13 protein-coding genes are annotated in these 15,314 nt (G+C 71.8%); 4 read left to right on the top strand and 9 right to left on the bottom strand.

Annotated elements, in window-relative coordinates; genetic code table 11:
- From ACYVOO_RS32295 to ACYVOO_RS32255, 9 genes are all read right to left on the bottom strand, one after another.
- On the bottom strand, nucleotides 1-714 hold a 714-nt coding region (locus ACYVOO_RS32295; RefSeq protein WP_461019262.1), incomplete at its 3' end, for a LacI family DNA-binding transcriptional regulator.
- Nucleotides 714-2,165, bottom strand: a complete 1,452-nt coding sequence (locus ACYVOO_RS32290; protein ID WP_461019261.1) for an arabinose isomerase — start codon at nucleotides 2,163-2,165, stop codon at nucleotides 714-716. The genes ACYVOO_RS32290 and ACYVOO_RS32295, both read right to left, overlap by 1 nt.
- 52 nt (nucleotides 2,166-2,217) lie before the next feature.
- Nucleotides 2,218-3,741, bottom strand: a complete 1,524-nt coding sequence (locus ACYVOO_RS32285; protein ID WP_461019260.1) for a BNR repeat-containing protein — start codon at nucleotides 3,739-3,741, stop codon at nucleotides 2,218-2,220.
- A 16-nt stretch (nucleotides 3,742-3,757) separates the two neighbouring features.
- Nucleotides 3,758-4,078 carry an L-rhamnose mutarotase gene (locus ACYVOO_RS32280; protein WP_453348238.1) on the bottom strand — a complete coding sequence of 107 codons (321 nt, stop codon included), beginning with the start codon at nucleotides 4,076-4,078 and terminating at the stop codon, nucleotides 3,758-3,760.
- A gap of 46 nt (nucleotides 4,079-4,124) precedes the next feature.
- On the bottom strand, nucleotides 4,125-5,210 hold the full coding sequence (gene rhaS, locus ACYVOO_RS32275; RefSeq protein ID WP_461019259.1) for a rhamnose ABC transporter substrate-binding protein: 1,086 nt from the start codon (nucleotides 5,208-5,210) through the stop codon (nucleotides 4,125-4,127).
- Nucleotides 5,211-5,254: 44 nt separating this feature from the next.
- On the bottom strand, nucleotides 5,255-6,346 hold the full coding sequence (locus tag ACYVOO_RS32270; RefSeq protein ID WP_461019258.1) for an ABC transporter permease: 1,092 nt from the start codon (nucleotides 6,344-6,346) through the stop codon (nucleotides 5,255-5,257).
- Nucleotides 6,343-7,386 (bottom strand): ABC transporter permease, encoded by a 1,044-nt coding sequence (locus ACYVOO_RS32265; RefSeq protein WP_461019257.1) that lies wholly within the window; start codon nucleotides 7,384-7,386, stop codon nucleotides 6,343-6,345. Before ACYVOO_RS32265 ends, ACYVOO_RS32270 begins: the two co-directional genes overlap by 4 nt.
- Nucleotides 7,383-8,933: a sugar ABC transporter ATP-binding protein gene (locus ACYVOO_RS32260; RefSeq protein ID WP_461019256.1), complete on the bottom strand. Its 1,551-nt coding sequence runs from the start codon at nucleotides 8,931-8,933 to the stop codon at nucleotides 7,383-7,385. Before ACYVOO_RS32260 ends, ACYVOO_RS32265 begins: the two co-directional genes overlap by 4 nt.
- A gap of 585 nt (nucleotides 8,934-9,518) precedes the next feature.
- Nucleotides 9,519-10,379 carry an SDR family oxidoreductase gene (locus ACYVOO_RS32255; protein WP_461019255.1) on the bottom strand — a complete coding sequence of 287 codons (861 nt, stop codon included), beginning with the start codon at nucleotides 10,377-10,379 and terminating at the stop codon, nucleotides 9,519-9,521.
- Nucleotides 10,380-10,468: 89 nt separating this feature from the next.
- Between ACYVOO_RS32255 and ACYVOO_RS32250 the strand changes: the two genes are divergently transcribed.
- From ACYVOO_RS32250 to ACYVOO_RS32235, 4 genes are all read left to right on the top strand, one after another.
- Nucleotides 10,469-11,197 carry a TetR/AcrR family transcriptional regulator gene (locus ACYVOO_RS32250; protein WP_461019254.1) on the top strand — a complete coding sequence of 243 codons (729 nt, stop codon included), beginning with the start codon at nucleotides 10,469-10,471 and terminating at the stop codon, nucleotides 11,195-11,197.
- A gap of 201 nt (nucleotides 11,198-11,398) precedes the next feature.
- Nucleotides 11,399-11,734, top strand: a complete 336-nt coding sequence (locus tag ACYVOO_RS32245; RefSeq protein WP_461019253.1) for an alpha-L-rhamnosidase C-terminal domain-containing protein — start codon at nucleotides 11,399-11,401, stop codon at nucleotides 11,732-11,734.
- Between the two features lie 188 nt (nucleotides 11,735-11,922).
- Nucleotides 11,923-13,095, top strand: coding sequence for an L-rhamnose isomerase (gene rhaI / locus ACYVOO_RS32240; protein ID WP_461019252.1), 1,173 nt, complete (start codon nucleotides 11,923-11,925; stop codon nucleotides 13,093-13,095).
- A gap of 8 nt (nucleotides 13,096-13,103) precedes the next feature.
- Nucleotides 13,104-15,146, top strand: a complete 2,043-nt coding sequence (locus ACYVOO_RS32235) for a bifunctional aldolase/short-chain dehydrogenase (protein WP_461019251.1) — start codon at nucleotides 13,104-13,106, stop codon at nucleotides 15,144-15,146.
- Nucleotides 15,147-15,314: the final 168 nt, after the last annotated feature.

Genomic DNA, 15,314 nt, shown 5'->3' with positions numbered 1-15,314 from the left:
CCGCGGCGACATCCCCAGCAACCGCGCACCCGCGTCACGGCCCGCCGCCACGTCAAGACGCTCCGCCTCGATGTGCCGCAGCCTCGCGCCGGTGCCACGCAGTGCCCCGCGCGCGCCGAGGTGCCGGTCGCGGCACTGCGTCAGCCGCATGGAGCCGCTCACGTACGCGAGGTCGGCGTGCCCCTGGTCGAGGAGGTGCCGTACGGCGAGGGCGCCGCCCGCCACGTCGTCGACGGAGACGGAGCACCCCTCGGCGCTGGGTACGACCCGGTCCACCGTGACGTACGCGATGCCGTGCCGCGCGAACCGGGCCAGATTGCGGCCCGTCGTGTCGGCGGGAGTGACCAGCACGCCCCGTACCCGGTGCTCGGCGAAGAGGGACAGGTAGGTGGCCTCCTCGACCGGGCTCTGCGCGCTGTTGCACAGCATCACCCCAAGCCCTGTGGCCCGCGCCGCGCGCTCGGCGCCCGTCGCCACGTCCACGAAGAACGGGTTGGCCATGTCCAGCACCAGCAGCGCGATGATCCGGCTGCGGCCCGCGCGCAACTGCCGCGCCGACTCGCTGCGCACATACCCCAACTGCTCGATGGCGTACAGCACCCGCGCGCGGGTGTCGTCGGAGACCGACTCGGGGCGGTTGATCACGTTGGAGACCGTGCCGACCGACACCCCCGCGGCGCGTGCCACCTGCTTGATGCCCACCGCCTGACCCATCAGGCGACGGGCCCGGTGACCTCGGACAGTTCAAGACCGGTCAGGTCCGCGAGGGCGCGCAGTTCGGGCAGCAGATGCCCGGTGGCCAGCGCCCAGTGGTGGCCGACACCGCTGGCGCTCCAGGCGTCGGTCCACTCGCCGGGGTCGGTGTCGAAGTCGACGCGCGAGGTGGTGTTGCCGATCCGCAGCCGGGGCCCGTCGACGACCCGGCCCTGGGCCGCGACCAGCCGGTAGCGGCCCCCTCGGCCCTGCCCGACGCCGACGAGGGTGACGGGCCCGTGCCGCACGTCGAACTCGACGGACACGCCCCAGCCGCGCTTGCCGTGGTAGACGCCGAGCCCGCGCAGCAGCGGGCGTTCGTTGCTGATGGCGAGGTGGCCTGGCCCGTCGTGGCCCATCTCGACGACGCCCGCGTCGAAGTCGAGCGCCTGGAGTTCGGTGAAGGAGCCGCCCGCGCCGAGCCGGTCGCACATCAGCATGGCCAGCGAGGTGCGCAGCTCGTACTCCCCCGCCGCCGGGACGCCGCGTGCCGTCAGCAGCGAGGCGCCGAGGATCATCCCGGCGCCGAGGCGCTCGTGGACCTCTCCTCCGAGTCCGCGGTGGTAGTACGCGAGGGAGTCCAGGTCGAAGTCGGCGACGAGGTGGTCGAGGCCGACGGCGACCCGTGCCGCCCACGTCAGGTCGTCCTCGTCGACGGAGGGGGCGATGCGGAAGACCTCGCGGGTCTCGGCGAGTTTGGCCGCGGTCTCCGCCTGTGTGGCGGCCTCGGTCCGCACCCGCAGGTCGTCGAATTCCAGGACCTCCACGTGGCCGCCGAAGCTGCCGGGGACCATCGTCAGGTCGGTGGAGACGTCGTACATGCCCGGATAGAGGTGGCCCATCAGCCCGTGCCGCCCCTCGCGCAGCACGGCGCGGACACCGGCGGCGCGTATCCAGCGGCCGATGCGCTGCCAGGCCCGCTCGTCCTCCAGGTGCCCGGAGACGGAGCGGAAGTCCACGCCGACCCGCTCGAAGGCGTTGGCCATCTCGGGCAGCGGGCAGGCGCCGCAGTAGGCCAGCCACTGTCCGGTGTCGAAGGTGGCGTGGTCCATGGCCGCGGTGGGCTGGAGGTTGATCAGCAGGACGGGTGCGCCGCCGCGCTGGGCTATGGGCACCAGCATGGTCGCGGTCATGTAGGTGGTGAGGAAGCCGACGATGAGGTCGCAGTCGGCCTCGCGCAGCCGCGCCGCGGCCTTGGCGCCCTGCTCGGCGTCGGAGAGGAAGCCGACGTCGACGACTTCCGCGTCGAACTCCCGCAGCCGCTCGGCGACGCGACGCGCGGAGTCCTCCAACTGGGGCAGCAGGCCGGGGAACTGGGGCCAGTAGGCGCCGAGTCCGCCCGCCACCAGGCCGATCCTGGGGCGGCGGGACACGGCGGGGACGCGGTTCGTCGTGTGCGCTCGCTCCGTCATGCGGGGTCGCTCCTCGGTCACTGGTCGCCGGGCCTCGGTCACTGGGCCCCGGTCACTGGGGCAGGGCGAAGTCGGCGACGTGGATCGGCGAGGGTGTCGTCCCGCTGGAGCGCTCCTGGTAGAGGACGGAGAGCACACCGTCCCGCGCGAGCCGTGTCTCGTCGATGACGACCTCGCCGAAGGCGCCCCGTCCTCCGGACCCTGTGCCGTCGTAGAGGGTCTTCCAGTCGGTCCAGTCGGACGCCTTGGAAGCGCCGACAATGCGTCCGTACGGCAGCACCGCGTAGGCGTTGTCGTAGCGGTCGAAGGCCAGCTTGGCGCGCTGGCTGGAGGCGAGGGGGACGCCGATCTCGGTCTTCTTCCACTTGCCGTCCGCCTCCCGGTGGAGGTGGAAGGGGCGTGCGTACGCGACGCGGTCCGCGACGTAGTCGCGCACGCACTGCGTGAAGCGCCCCGGCACATAGCTGATGAGGGCGTGCGGGGTGCCCGAGGAGTCGGTGGCCTGGTGCTCCTGGTTCATCAGCCCGTGGTCGGGCCCGAGGTGGTCGGCGACGGCTGAGGTGTCGCCGACGTCCACCGTGTCCCGGCCTCCGGTGGTGCCCACGACGCGCCCTTCCGCGTCCTTCCACGTGCGGCCTCGGTCGGTGGAGCGCACATAGCCGGTGTCGTGGTTGCTGAGCCCGCCGGGCGCGCACATCACTGAGGCGTCGCGCTCACGCCAGGTGTAGAAGGCGTGCAGGGTGCCGCGGCTGTCGTAGTCGATGCCGTGCAGATACATGTTGCGCGTGGAGCTGGTGCCGTGCGCGCTCGTGTACGTGCCGGATGCCCCGCTCCACGCGCCCAGCGCGGTCCAGCGTCCGGTGGCCGCGTCGTACTCGGCGAGCGCGTTCACGCCGTTGCCCGAGACGCCGGAGCGGTAGCTGAGCTGGAGGTTGCCCTCGGGGGTCGCGATGAACTGCGGGTAGGTGAAGCGGCTGGTCAGCGTGAGCCCGCCGAGTGTCGTCGTGACGGGTCCGAAGGCGTCCGCGTTCCAGTCGTGCGCGGTGGGGTCGCCGAGCAGTCCGGCCCGCGAGGTCACGGAGAAGAAGCCGTCGGAGTGGGAGTCCATGACCAGGTGCAGTCTGCCGTCGGCGCGGGAGACACCCATGGAGATGACGTTGTGGGAGTCGTCGGCCTTGAGCTTGTGCGGGAGGCGGACGGTCCGCCATGTCCGCTCCCCCACAGCGCGGCGGGCGACGACGGCGGTGCGGTCCTCGGTGTACCAGGCCGCGTACTGGTGCCCCTGGTGGGTGAGGAGCCCGTTCTTCTGGAAGGAGTTGTTGTTGACGAGGCCGTCGTAGGAGACGAAGTAGAGGGCCTCGGCGTCGAGTTCGGTGTCGGCGGTCAGCCGTACGGAGGGGCCTGGCGCTGCTGCTGCGTGTGCCGTGGTGCCCACCGTGGTGCCCGCACCGTCGGGTCCGGCCAGCACCCCGGCGAGGACCAGCGGGCAGACGGCCAGCACGCCGAGGGCGCCGGTGCGCAGGGGGCGGCCCGCGAACGCGAGGCGGTCCGCGCGGAGTTGACGTCTCGCTCTCATGTGCCGTGCCCCTCTCCTAGGCCAGGTGGAAGACCTCGGTCAGCGGCCGCATCGCCTCGTCGGGGCGCTCCCCGTCGAGCGCCTCGAAGTAGTCGGCCATCTCCGCCTGCCAGCGGGCGTTCACGTCGGTGGCCTCCATGGCGGCCTTGGCCGCCTCGAAGTCCTCGGTCTCCAGATAGCCGACGAGCAGGCCGTCCTGACGCAGGAAGAGCGAGTAGTTGCGCCAGCCCGCCTCGCGCAGCGCGCGGAGCATGCCGGGCCACACGGTCTCGTGCCGCTCGCGGTACTCGTCCAGCCGGTCGGCGCGGACCTTCAGCAGAAAACAGACGCGCTGCACGGGCGTTCCTTCCCTGTCATGAGGCTCCGTCAGAAGTGAGGTCCCGTCAGAAGTCGAAGTCGTCGATGTTCTTCTTGTCGAAGACCGTGGGCGGGCCGAGGATGATCTCGCCGTTCTTGCCCACCGTGCGCTCGCCGAGCTTCCCCGCCTTGAACTTCTCGCCCTCCTTGCCGGTGATCTGGCCGGAGGCCAGCGCGGCGGCCGCGTAGGAGCCGAGGTAGCCGAGCTTCTTCGGGTCCCAGAGCGAGAACTGCTCGACGGTGTCGTCCTTGACGTACTTGCGCATCTGGTTGGGCGTGCCGAGACCGTTGAGGACGATCTTCCCCTTGTAGGAGGAGCCGCTGATGTAGCGCGCGGCGGCGGCGATGCCGACGGTGGTGGGCGAGATGATGCCCTTGAGCTTGGGGTACGCCTTCAGCAGGCCCTGGGTCTCCTGGAAGGACTTCTGGTCGTCGTCGTCCCCGTAGGCGGTCTTGACCAGTTCCATGTCCTTGTAGGCGGGCTTCTTCAGCTCGTCCTTCATGAACTCGATCCAGGTGTTCTGGTTCGTCGCGTTCTGGGTGGCGGAGAGGATGGCGATCTGGCCCTTGTGGCCGATCTGTTCGGCGAGGTGCTGGACGAGGCTGCGGCCGATCTCCTCCGAGGACGCCTGGTTGATGAAGAGCTGGCGGCAGTCGGGGCTGGTGTCGGAGTCGTAGGCGACGACCTTGATGTCCTGCTTCATGGCCTGCTTGAGGGGGCCGCATACGGCGTTGGGGTCGTTGGCGGCGATGAGGATGGCGTCCTGGCGCTGCTGCACGAGGGTGTTGATGTAGCTGACCTGCGAGGACGCCTTGGCGTCCGAGGGGCCGACTTCCTTGCCCACGCCGCCGTACTCCTTGGCGGCCTCGATGCCCGCCTCGTCGACGATCTTCTCGTAGGGGTTGTTGATCTGCTTGGGCAGGAAGGCCAGCTTCAGCCCCTTCTTGAGGGGCGCGTCCGGGTCGGCCTCTGTGTCCTGGGCCGCGCTCTTGGCATCGTCCTTCGCGTCGTCCTTCGTCGTGCCGGAGCAGCCCGCGAGCGCGACGGAGAGCGCGCAGACGGAGGCGGTGGCGGCGAGCAGGCGTGGGGCGGTGCGGGTGTGCGGTCGCATGGTCAAGGGCCCTTCCGGGAGCGGGAGTTCAGGCGGGCGGGAGTTCAGACGGACGGCTGGGGGGACTGCCGAGGGGTGGCGGCGGCGCGGCGGTGACGGCGCTCGGTCACCACGGCGATGACCCTCGGGGTGAGCACGGAGGCGATCAGCAGCACCCCGGTCACGATCACCTGGATCTCGTTGGACACGTCGTTGAGCGTGAGGAGGTTGTTGAGCACCCCGATCAGCAGCACCCCGGCCACCGCGCCGCCCAGGGTGCCCTTGCCGCCGTTGAAGTCGATGCCGCCGAGCAGCACGGAGGCGATGACGACGAGTTCGAGGCCGAGTCCATTGTCGGCGCGGGCGCTTCCGTAGCGCAGTGTGTAGACGATCCCGGCGAAGGAGGCCATGAAGCCGGTGACGACGAACAGCACGAGCTTGACGCGCTTGACCCTGATGCCCGCGAACCAGGCGGCGTCCTCCTGCGCGCCCACGGCGAACAGCGAGCGCCCGAACACGGTGCAGTGCAGCACCACGGCGGCGAACACGGCCAGGACGGCGAACAGCGCGACGGGGTAGGGCACGAAGGTGCCCGGCACCGTCTCCGTGTAGCCGGCCCACTGCGCGTAGGAGTCGGGGAACCCGGCCACCGCCTTGTTGCCCAGCACCACCGAGGCCAGCCCCCTGAAGAGGGTGAGGGTGCCGATGGTGACCGCGAGCGAGGGGAGGCCGACGCGGGTGACGAGCCAGCCGTTGAGCAGCCCGCCCAGCACGCCGACGAGCAGACACAGCGGGACGATCATCTCGAAGGCCCAGCCCGCGTCCCACAGCGCGCCCGCGAGGGCGCTGGAGAGGCCGAGCATGGAGGCCACCGAGAGGTCCACCTGTCCGGCGACGACGAGCAGCGTCATGGGCAGCGCGATCAGGGCGATCTCGGCGACATCGTTGAGCGCGGCCGACAGGTTCTGGGTCTCCGCGAAGCCCTCCGTCGTCCCCCAGCCCGCGAGCAGCACGGCGGCCAGCAGGGCGCCGACGGCCGTGTCCCAGCGCAGGAACCGGCCCCTGCCCGCGCGCTCCCCGTCGGCGGGCGCCTGCCCCGCCTCCGGTGTCCGCTCGCGCGGCGCTGACGGGGTGGACGGGGTGGTGGGTGCGTTCATTTCCCGCTCCTCTTCCGCAGCGCCTCGGTGGTGCGGCTGCGTACGACCCGGTCGGTGCTGATGGCCGCCAGCAGCAGGACGCCCGTGATCGCCTGCTCCCAGAAGGGGTTGACCTTGAGGACGACGAGGGCGCTGCCCATGGTGGTGAGCAGCAGCGCGCCCAAGGCCGCGCCCCAGACCGTGCCGACGCCCCCGGTGATGGCGACACCGCCGACGACGACGGCGCTGACCACCGTCAGCTCCCAGCCGTTGGCCGCGTCCGCGACGACGGTCCCGAAGCGGGCCAGCCACAAGGCGCCCGCGAACCCGGCGACGGCGCCGGAGAAGGCGTAGGCGGCGAGCACCCGGCGCCGGATCGGGATACCGGCCAGCCGCGCCGCCTCGGGGTGGGAGCCGATGGCGTACAGCTCGCGGCCGCCCCGGTAGGCGCGCAGGTAGTACGCCGTGCCCGCGAGGACCACGGCCGAGATCAGTGGCAGGTACGGGACGCCCAGGACGCTGCCGCTGCCCAGCTCCAGCACCCCGTCGGGCACGTTGGCCGCGTTGATCTGCTCGCCGTGCGCCCAGGCGTGCCCGACGCCCTGGATGACGTAGAGCATGCCGAGCGTGACGACCAGCGCGGGCACCTTGCCGAAGCTGACGAGGGCGCCGCTGACCAGCCCGCACAGCACGCCGAGCGCGGTACCGAGGAGCAGGACGGTGAGGGCGCTGTGGTCCGAGCCCGAGACGAAGCTGCCGCAGGCGAAGGCGGAGAGGCCGACGACGGAGCCGACGGACAGGTCGATGTTCCGGGTGAGGACGACGACGGACTGGCCCACGGCGAGGAGGACCAGGATGGAGGAGTTGAGGAGGAGGTCCTTGACGCCCTGGTCGTCGAGGAAGCCCGGGTTGGCGAGCCACGTGCCGAGGACGAGGAGGACGAGTGCCCAGCCGATGCTCAGTTCGCGGATGCGGAAGACCATGTCGGCGAGCGAGCGCGCCGAGCGCTTCTGCTCCGGGGGCGGTCCCGCTTCGGGCGGGCGTTGCAGCGTCGCGCTCATGCGGCCCTGCCTTCCTGGGTGCGTCCCGTGGCCGCCGCCATGACGGACTCCTCGGTGGCCTCGGCGCGCGGGATCTCGGCGACGAGGCGGCCCTCGTGCATCACGAGCACGCGGTCGGCCATGCCGAGGACTTCGGGCAGGTCGGAGGAGACCATCAGCACCGCGAGCCCGTCGGCGGCGAGCGAGGAGAGGAGCCGGTGCACCTCGGCCTTGGTGCCGACGTCGATGCCGCGCGTCGGCTCGTCGACGATGAGCACGGAGGGGTCCGTGGCCAGCCACTTGGCGAGCACGACCTTCTGCTGGTTGCCGCCGGAGAGCACGCCGACGGTGTCGCTCAGCCGCTGGTACTTCAGCCGCAGCCGCACCGCCCAGTCGGCAGCGCGGCCCCGCTCCAGCGTGCGGCGCACCAGCCCGGCGCCGCCGAGCGGGCCCCCGCCGCCGAGCGCGCCGAGCCCGGTCAGCGCGATGTTGCGCTCGATGGACATCTCCATGACCAGGCCGCGCTGCCGCCTGTCCTCGGGCACCAGCGCGAGTCCGGCCGCCATGGCGCCCGTCGGCGAGCCGGGGCGCAGCGTGGTGCCCGCGACCTCGACCTCGCCCGCGTCCGCGCGGTCCACTCCGAAGACGGCCTGCACGACCTCGCTGCGCCCGGCGCCGACGAGCCCGGCGAGCGCGACGATCTCGCCCCTGCGCACGTCGAACGAGACGTCGCGGAAGACCCCTTCGCGGGTCAGCCGCCGCACGCTGAGCGCGGTGGCGCCGACGCCGGCCTCCTGCTTGGGGTACAGCTCGCCCAGGTCGCGGCCGACCATGCGGCGCACGAGGTCGTCCTCGGTGAGCCCGTCGAGCGGTTCGGAGGCGACGAGGCGGCCGTCCCGCAGGGTGGTGACGCGCTGGCACAGCGCGAAGATCTCGCTGAGGCGGTGCGAGATGAACAGGACGGCCGCGCCCTCGGCCCGCAGGGTCTCGACGACGTCGAAGAGCCGCGCGGTCTCGCTGCCCGTCAGCGCCGCCGTGGGCTCGTCCATGATGAGGACGCGCGCGTCGAAGGAGAGCGCCTTGGCGATCTCGACGATCTGCTGGTCGGCGATGGACAGCCCGCGTGCGGGGCGCGCCGGGTCGAGGTCGACGCCGAGACGGCGCAGCAGCGCGGCTGTGGCGTCCCGTACGGCGGCGTGGTCCACGCGGCCGAGGCCGCGGCGCGGCTGGCGGCCCATGAAGATGTTCTCCGCGATGGAGAGGTCGGCGAAGAGCGTGGGCTCCTGGTAGATGACGGCGATGCCCGCGTCGCGCGCGTCGGCCGGGCCGTGGAACGCGGCGGGGGCGCCGTCGAGCAGCACGGTGCCGGTGTCGGGCGCGTGCACACCGGCGAGGGTCTTGATGAGCGTGGACTTGCCCGCGCCGTTCTCGCCCGCGAGGGCGTGCGCCTCACCGGCACGCAGCTCCAGCGAGACGTCCTGGAGGGCACGCACGCTGCCGAAGGACTTGTTCACCCCCTTGAGGGCGAGGACCGGCGCGGGGGCGCCGGACGGTGCGGGCCGGGTCATGGTGCGGCTCCTCCTGTGCTCCCCTGGATGCGGCGTGAAATGAAATGTTTCAAAGCGATTTCCGGGAAGCTAGCCCCGCCCACTGGGCCCGTCAAGGGGGTGTGCAGCAGGTAAATCGGGGCGGTGTTCCGCGTCTTGACGCAGTGGGAAACGGGGCCATACGTTCCAGGTGCGTTGCATTGAATCGTTATTGCCCCTCGGTCGCGCCAGGACACGCGGCCACCCAGGAGGTGTGCACATTGATCAGCAGACGCCACATGATCACCGGAGCCGCCGTCTCGGGCGCCTCGCTCACCGCGCTCCCCCCGCCCCCCCGCGGCCCTCGCCTCCGAGCACCGCGCGGCGGAGAAGGGCGCGCCGCCACGCGCTGGTTCCGCGGCACGGTGTCCCTGGCGGACGGCGCCCCGGAGCACGCCCGGCTGGTGATCGCCGTCGATGACGGCTTCACCGCGTACGTCAACGGCGCCGAGGCCGCAGAGCGCGACGCCCTCGCCGTGCACAAGAGCTGGGGCGGCCTCGGGCGACAGAGGACGAGCCTTTGTGGACGGCGAGTCAGGCCGGGGCCGTCTGCGCGCCCCACCGGATCTATTCGGCCCAGGCACGCTCCAACTGGGTGCGGAAGGTGACGGGCTCTCGCCCGATCAGCTCGGCCAGCGTCGAGTCGACAGCGGTGAACTCACCATTCCGCGCCGCGGCGAAGATGCTCAGCATCAGGTCGGCGATCGGGGCCGGGGCGCCGTGCGCCAGGACCTGCTCGCGGAAGGCGTCGTCGGGGACGACGGTGCGGGTGAAGGGCCGTCCGGTGGTCTGGGACGCGATCTCGGCGACGGTGTCGAAGTCGAGCGCCGCCGGGCCGGTGAGCGGCGGGGTGGGCCCCTCGAAGCAGGCCTCCTCGGCGAGGACCACCGCGGTGGCCTCGGCGAGGTCGTCATGGCCGGTCCAGGCGACGGGGCCGTCGGCGGGAAGGGCTATGTCGCCGGTGTGGCGGGCGGGCTCCAGGAACCGCAGGGCGCTGGAGGCGTAGAAGCCGTTGCGCAGCGCGGTCCAGGGCAGGCCGGTGGCGCGCAGCAGGTCCTCGGTCTGGGCGTGGTCGCGGCATGACTGGAACCGGGCGTCGTGGGCGGCGCCCATCTGGCTGGTGTAGAGGATGCGTCCGACCCGGGCCTGCACAGCGGCGTCGATGGCGGCGCGGTGGCCGGCGACACACTCCTGGCCCGTGCGGTCGAGGGAGACGAGGAGCAGTTGCCCGGCACCCTCGAAGGAGTGCACGAGCGAGGCGGGGTCGTCGAAGTTGCCCTGCCGGACGCGGACGCCGCGGTCGGCGAGGTCCTGGGCCTTGCGGGGGTCGCGGACGCTGACGCCGACGCGGTCGGCGGGTACGCGCTCCAGGAGGCGCTCAACGGTGCGGCGGCCGAGCTTTCCGGTGGCGCCGGTCACGATGATCATTGGGTTCTCCCGACACTATTTCCAGTGGAATCACTTCAACGGTAACACTGGAAATACCGGTGGAACCAAATCCTCGGTACCATCGGTTCATGGCTACGCGCGACTCCACCGACAGCCCTCGGCGCCGCATCGTCGAGGCGGCCGTCGAACTGCTAGAGAACGGCGGCCCTGACGCGGTGAGCACCCGCGCGGTCGCCGCCGCGGCCGGAATGCAGCCGCCGGCGATCTACCGCCTCTTCGGCGACAAGGAGGGGCTCCTTGAGGCCGTCGCCGCGCACGGCTACGCGCAGTTCCTGGAGAGAAAGCGCGCGCAACTCGACCCCGCCCCGCAGGACCCGGTGGAGGAGCTGCGCCGCGGCTGGGACATGGTGGTCGAGTTCGGGGTCTCCCGCCCCGAATTGTTCGCGGTGATGAACCGGGCCACCGGCCAGGGACCGGACACAGCACACCGCGCGGGCCTGGAGATCCTCCGTGGGCGGGTGCGTCGGCTGGCGGCCGGAGGGTGGCTGCGGGTCGACGAGGAGCTGGCCGCCCAGATCATCCAGGCAACCGGCCAGGGCGCGGTCACCACCTGGCACTCCACCACCCCGGACCGCCGCAATCCGGCGCTGTTGACCATCCTGCGCGAGTCCATGGTCGCGGCCGTCACCCACACCGAGCCGACGGTCCCCGCCGCGGAGTCCGGTCCCGCCGCAGCGGCCCGCGCACTGCGCGCCGCCCTCTCCGACAACGCCGATGTCCTGAGCGACGCCGAGCAGCGCCTGCTGGGTGAGTGGCTCACGCGCCTGGCGGCGGAGAGTGGCGCGCCGAATGCCTGATCGCGCGTCAGGCACCCCCGTGCAGGTTGAACCTTCCGAGGAGAGGTCGTGCGATGAAGCGGCGTCCACGAGATGAGACGGTGGGCGACCACACGGCTCCGGCTGGCTTCCCCCTTGCCCCCCTTGCCTATAACGCGCCTCCAGCCTTGACCCCGTCTCCGCCGCCCACTGCCAACAGTGCTCGTGCTCAATACAGAGTGGATGTACCGCAACATCGCGGGCATCGCGCCCGGCGAGCCCGGCGAGCCCGGCTTCCGCGAGATCACCGTCCGCCTGCGCCCCGGCGGCGAGGTGCGCACGGCCGACGGCAGGTTCGACTCGCTCTACGGCCCCGTCGCCACGCACTGGAGGCACGGCGAGGGGGGCCGCTTCACGCTGACGGTGAGCATCCCGGTCAACACGACGGCGCGGGTGTGGGTGCCCGCGGCGAAGGAGTCCGACGTGGTCCAGGAGACGGCCAGGTTCCTCCGCGTGGAGGACGGCTGCGCGGTCTTCGCCGCGGGCTCCGGCAGCCACAGGTTCACCACGGGCGACTGACCGGCACTTGACCGGGATCTGACCGCCACCTGACGGGCACCTGACCCGGGCGGGACGCGGCGCGGGCAGCACAACAGCCCGCGCCGCACACCCTCTTGACGGCGGTCACCTGCACAACTAGCTTTCTTGAAACGTTTCATGGTTCATGGAGTCCCCAGCCAACGCCGCAGCGCGCACCGAGGAGACGCATGTCAGAGCCAGCCCTGTCGGCCGTGAAGGCCGCGCTGAAGTCCCAGCGGATCGAGACCCCTTCGTGGGCGTACGGCAACTCCGGTACCCGATTCAAGGTGTTCGCACAGCCCGGTGTGCCCCGTACTCCCGAGGAGAAGCTCGACGACGCGGCGCGCGTGCAGGAGCACACCGGGGTCGCCCCCGTGGTGGCCCTGCACATCCCCTGGGACAAGGTGGACGACTACGCCGCGCTGGCGGCCCACGCCAAGGAGCGCGGGCTCACGCTGGGCGCCGTCAACGCGAACGTGTTCCAGGACGACGACTACAAGCTCGGCTCCGTGGCCCACCCCGACGCCGCCGTCCGCCGCAAGGCGCTCGGCCATCTGCTGGAGTGCGTCGACATCATGGACGCGACCGGCTCCCGCGATCTGAAGCTGTGGTTCGCCGACGGCACCAACTACCCGGGCCAGGACGACATCCGCTCCCGTCAGGACCGGCTCGCCGAGGCGCTGGGCGCGGTGTACGAGCGGCTGGGCGAGGGCCAGCGGATGCTGCTGGAGTACAAGCTCTTCGAGCCGTCCTTCTACTCGACCGACGTGCCCGACTGGGGCACCGCCTACGCGCACTGCCTCAAGCTGGGCGAGAAGGCCCAGGTCGTCGTGGACACCGGGCACCACGCGCCGGGCACCAACATCGAGTTCATCGTCGCGACGCTGCTGCGCGAGGGGAAGCTCGGCGGCTTTGACTTCAACTCCCGCTTCTACGCCGACGACGACCTGATGGCGGGCGCCGCCGACCCCTTCCAGCTCTTCCGCATCATGTACGAGGTCGTGCGCGGCGGGGGTCACGGACCGGGCTCCGACATCGCCTTCATGCTCGACCAGTGCCACAACATCGAGCCGAAGATCCCCGCCATCATCCGCTCGGTGATGAACGTCCAGGAGGCCACGGCCAAGGCCCTCCTCGTCGACGGCGAGGCGCTGGCGGCGGCGCAGCACTCGGGCGACGTGCTCGCCGCGAACGGCGCCCTCATGGACGCGTTCCACACCGATGTGCGGCCACTGCTCGCCGTGGTCCGCGAGGAGATGGGCCTGGACCCGGACCCGATGGGCGCGTACGCGCGCTCCGGCTGGGCGCGGAAGATCACCGAAGAGCGCAAGGGCGGCCGGCAGGCCGGCTGGGGAGCGTAGGGGACACCATGGCAGACCGGAACCCGCAGACCGAAGCCCTGCTGGAGCGCTCGCACCGGCTGGGCGCCGACCCGCGCAACACCAACTACGCGGGCGGCAACACCTCCGCCAAGGGCACCGCGACCGACCCGGTCACCGGCTCGGACATCGAGCTGATGTGGGTCAAGGGCTCGGGCGGCGACCTGGGCACCCTCACCGCCGGCGGGCTCGCGGCCCTGCGCCTCGACCGGCTGCGCGCGCTGCCCGGGGTGTATCCGGGCGTGGAGCGCGAGGACGAGATGGTCGCCGCCTTCGACTTCTGCCTGCACGGCAGGGGAGGCGCCGCGCCGTCCATCGACACGGCCATGCACGGGCTCGTCGACGCCGCGCACGTGGACCACCTCCACCCCGACTCCGGCATCGCGCTGGCCTGCGCGGCCGACGGGGAAAAGCTGACCGCCGAGTGCTTCGGCGACACGGTGGTGTGGGTGCCCTGGCGGCGCCCCGGCTTCCAGCTCGGCCTGGACATCGCCGCCGTGAAGGAGGCCAACCCGCTGGCCGTGGGCTGTGTGCTGGGCGGGCACGGCATCACCGCGTGGGGTGACACCTCCGAGGAGTGCGAACGCAACTCGCTGCACATCATCCGTACCGCCGAGGCGTTCCTCGCGGAGCGCGGCAGGCCGGAGCCGTTCGGGCCCGTCAGGGAGGAGTGGAAGCCGCTGCCCGAGGCGGTGCGCAGGGAGCGGGCGGCGGCGCTCGCCCCCGTCGTGCGGGGGCTGGCCTCCACCGACAGGGCGCAGGTCGGGCACTTCACGGACTCCGACACGGTGCTGGACTTCCTGTCCCGGCGCGAGCACCCGAGGCTGGCGGCGCTGGGCACCTCGTGCCCCGACCACTTCCTGCGCACCAAGGTGCGCCCGCTCGTGCTGGACCTGGCGGCCGACGCGCCGCTGGAGGAGGCCGTCGCGCGGCTGCGGGAGCTGCACGAGGAGTACCGCGCCGAGTACCGCGCCTACTACGAGCGGCACGCCGACGAGGACTCGCCCGCCATGCGCGGCGCCGACCCGGCGATCGTGCTGGTGCCCGGGGTCGGGATGTTCTCCTTCGGCAAGGAAAAGCAGACGGCGCGGGTCGCGGGCGAGTTCTACGTCAACGCGATCAACGTGATGCGGGGCGCCGAGGCGGTGTCCTCGTACGCGCCGATCGAGGAGTCGGAGAAGTTCCGCATCGAATACTGGGAGCTGGAGGAGGCCAAGCTGCGCCGGATGCCCGCGCCCAGGCCGCTGGCCACCCGGGTGGCGCTGGTGACGGGCGCCGCTTCGGGCATCGGGCGGGCCATAGCGGAGCGGCTGGTGGCCGAGGGCGCGTGCGTGGCGGTGGCCGACCGGGACGCGTCGAACGCCGAGCGGGTCGCCGGGGAGCTGGGCGGCGCGGACAAGGCGGTCGCGGTCGCGGTGGACGTCACCAGCGAGGAGCAGATCGCCGCCGCGTTCCGGGAGGCGGTGCTGGCCTTCGGCGGGGTGGACCTGCTCGTCAACAACGCGGGCATCTCGCTGTCCAGGCCGCTGCTGGAGACCACGGCCGAGGACTGGGACCGTCAGCACGGCATCATGGCGCGCGGCTCCTTCCTGGCCTCGCGTGAGGCGGCGCGGGTGATGACGGCGCAGGGCATGGGCGGTGACATCGTCTACATCGCCTCCAAGAACGGGGTGTTCGCGGGGCCCGACAACATCGCCTACGGCGCCACGAAAGCCGATCAGGCACACCAGGTGCGGCTCCTCGCGGCCGAGCTGGGCGGGCACGGCATCCGGGTCAACGGGGTCAACCCGGACGGTGTCGTGCGCGGTTCCGGCATCTTCGCCGGCGGCTGGGGTGCGCAGCGCGCGGCCGTGTACGGGGTGCCGGAGGAGAAGCTGGGCGAGTTCTACGCACAGCGCACCCTGCTGAAGCGGGAGGTGCTGCCCGAGCATGTGGCGAACGCGGTCTATGTGCTCACCGGCGGCGATCTCTCGCACACCACCGGGCTGCACATCCCGGTCGACGCGGGGGTGGCAGCCGCCTTCCTCCGCTGAGCCGCTGGGGGCTCCGTGCCCCTCCCGGTCCCGAACCCCGGTGGCCGACAGGTCTGTGGGGGACCGTCGGCCACCGGTCAGCGCCCGCCGTTCCCGTGAGGTCCGCCGTGCCACCTTCCCGTAAACCAGCGGCGGCTGCCGCCGCCACACCTTCCCGTTCCGGCTCCG

Source organism: Streptomyces daliensis, from assembly GCF_054782395.1.
The sequence above is the reverse complement of the archived record's forward strand: the minus strand, read 5'-3'. Positions and strand labels throughout refer to the sequence as shown.